Source organism: Halochromatium sp. (assembly GCF_054919635.1).
Genome location: NZ_JBUDPI010000433.1, coordinates 1 through 2,748, shown reverse-complemented (window position 1 = coordinate 2,748; position 2,748 = coordinate 1). Strand labels below are relative to the sequence as shown.

The 2,748-nt window shown below is 66.0% G+C and carries 3 protein-coding genes; 1 reads left to right on the top strand and 2 read right to left on the bottom strand.

The window, feature by feature from the left end:
* Both ACY693_RS17835 and ACY693_RS17830 read right to left on the bottom strand, forming a co-directional pair.
* A partial coding sequence (locus ACY693_RS17835) for a nucleotidyltransferase domain-containing protein (protein ID WP_462323154.1) occupies window positions 1–238 on the bottom strand: 238 nt, incomplete at its 3' end.
* A 219-nt stretch (window positions 239–457) separates the two neighbouring features.
* Window positions 458–853, bottom strand: coding sequence for a cobalamin biosynthesis protein (locus ACY693_RS17830; RefSeq protein WP_462323153.1), 396 nt, complete (start codon window positions 851–853; stop codon window positions 458–460).
* Between the two features lie 439 nt (window positions 854–1,292).
* Between ACY693_RS17830 and ACY693_RS17825 the strand changes: the two genes are divergently transcribed.
* Complete coding sequence (locus ACY693_RS17825) at window positions 1,293–2,612, top strand: cobyrinate a,c-diamide synthase (RefSeq protein ID WP_462323152.1); 1,320 nt, start codon at window positions 1,293–1,295, stop codon at window positions 2,610–2,612.
* Window positions 2,613–2,748: the final 136 nt, after the last annotated feature.

Below are 2,748 nucleotides of genomic sequence, written 5' to 3'. Positions count from 1 at the left end.
CCTCGCCCAATGCCCGATAGAGTCGCGCCGCCTCCTTGATCCGGCTGCGGCCGGGGCCAAAAGGCTTGCGCTCGATGACCAACAGATCGATATCGGAATCCGGGCGTGCATCGCCGCGGGCGCGTGAGCCGAACAGGATGATGGCGTCTGGGTCGGCCGCGCGCACGATGATCTCCACCCTCCGGCGCAGCAACTCGGGCTCATGGAGCCCGCTCTCTTCCGAGTCGACGGGGTTCATCGGCGTAGAGGTCTTCCGGCTCGTACTCTGGCTCGTCGTCACCCAATGCATTGGCAAGCGGTGGCGGCGACGCCATCGGCAAGGTTGATTGTCCCACCGCCCTAGGCCATTCGTACAGCACTCGCGCCAGCCTCCCGTGTGTTGACCGAGCCGGATCGCCTCACCCCGCGGCTAAAACCTGGAGCTTTCTAGCCGCGCGACGTTGTTGGATGCGCGCGATCAGCTTTTTTCCGTGATCGACGCAATGGCGACGGTCGCGTTCTTGCCATCGGCACCGCGGTAGGTTTGTTTCTCCACGCGCAGGTTTTTGAGGTTAGCGCCCACCGCGCGCAGCGCCGCGGCCTCGGCTACTCCGGGCGTGCCGATGAGGCGGCGGACCGTCTCAGAGGGATTGGCGACCGGGATCTGGGCTAGCTCGGCCGCTGGATAGAAGCACAGCGGCCAGCCGCGCTCTGCGGCCAGGGTCTGGATCGCGGCCTCGTCGCGCTTCTGCATGACGCTCGCCAGCATCGACACCCGCGGTGCGTCCAGCTGCTGCAAGGCTGCATCGACGCAGCTCGCGACTGTTTCCAGCGAAGCGCCCCGATCGCAGCCGATACCGATGGCAACGGTCAAGCTACTGGCATGATCAGCGTCCTGATCCATGCGGTCAGGGGCATTACCGAGGACGGTGGGTCGGAGCCGTCTGGCATCGACAGCGCGCCATAGCGAGAGGAGCCACATCGGTTTCATGATACGCTGCCCATCCGAGTCCTGATATTGCGGCTTTAGCTGACCACCAGACGGATTGTCTTCCGTGACGCCTAAGAGTCATGGGAGTCTCGGGTCCTGGAGTCATGGCGAACGACCATAGCTCACCGCGAGTGCCAACAGCGCTTTCAGCGCCAGCTGCACGTCCGCGCGATCCAATGATGAGATTCCAGATCGCACCAGATGATCCTGGCCGCTCTCAAGCCCATCGTCGACCATCGGTCTTTATCTCAACCGGATCAAGGCGCTGGTCTGCGAGCGGCAGGTCTACCTGGACAATGAAGTGCTTGTTTCACGGTACTGCATGAGCACATTGCGCTACTGCCCAGCCCTCTTCCTGTCCGCGACCTCGTCCGGCCAAGGCAAGACGACGCTGGCCGCGGCGCTCGCGCGTTACCATAACCGCGCCGGCCGGCGCGTGCGGGTGTTCAAGATCGGTCCGGACTTCCTCGATCCGATGATCCTGGCCCGCGCCTCTGGCGCCGAGGTCGAGCCGCTGGACCTGTGGATGGTCGGCGAGCCAGCCTGCCGACGGCTGCTTTACGAAGCCGCCGCCGAGGCCGATCTGATCCTGGTCGAGGGCGCGATGGGGCTGTTCGACGGCACGCCCTCGGGCGCCGATCTGGCCGAGCGCTTCGGGCTGCCGGCAGCGGTGCTGATCGATGCCCGCGGCATGGGGCAGACCTTCGGCGCGCTCGCGCTGGGCCTGGCCCAGTATCGGCCCGGTCTGCGCCTGGCCGGCGTCATCGCCAATCGGGTCGGCAGCGAGCGCCACGCTGAGATGATCGGTGAAGGCATCCCGAGCGAGGTGCCATTCCTTGGCGCTTTGCCGCGGCTCGACGAGGCGGCGTTGCCGAGCCGGCACCTGGGGCTGGTGCAGGCCGCGGAGATCGCCGATCTCGAGCAGCGGCTTGATGCGGCCGCCGAGCGCCTCGCCGGAACGGCACTGGCCGAGCTGCCGCCGCGGGTGGCGTTTCGTGAGCCCGGGCTGGCATCCGCACCAACGATAAAGCCAGTGCCACGCCTCGACGGTCTGCAAATCGCGGTGGCCCGCGATGCGGCCTTCTCGTTTCTGTATGCAGCCAATCTGCGGCTGCTGCGGTCGCTCGGCGCCAAGCTGAGCCTGTTCTCGCCGCTGCGTGATAGCCTCGTGGAGGCCGATGCGATCTATCTGCCCGGCGGCTATCCGGAGCTGCACCTGGAAACCCTCGCGGCCAACCGAGCGATGCTGGCGTCGTTGGGCACCCATGTGGATGCCGGAAAGCCGCTCTATGCCGAATGCGGTGGCATGCTCTATCTCTTGGAGACGCTGACCGACAAGGACGGCCGCAGCGGCCAGCTCGCCGGTCTACTGCCTGGCCACGGCCGGCTGCAGCCGCGCCTGGCCGGCCTCGGGATGCAGAGTATGGCGACGTCGGCCGGAGAGCTGCGTGGCCACAGCTTCCACCATTCCACCATGGAAACCCCGCTGACACCGAGCACTTACGGTATCCGCCAACGCGACGGCGGCCGCGGCGAGCCGGTCTACCGTCATGGCTCGCTGACGGCCAGTTACCTGCATCTCTATTTCCCGTCGGCGCCTGAGGCGGCTGCAGCCTTGTTTATCGCCGAGCAGCGGCGATGAGAACAAGTTCAAGCGGATGGTCTCGCGCTGCCGCAGCAGATGACGGAGCGGCTTAATGGAATCGAGCCGGAATCGAGCCGCAATCGAGCGCGTTCTGGGTCGGGATGGAGGACGGCTGGAAAAGCCTCAGTGACTC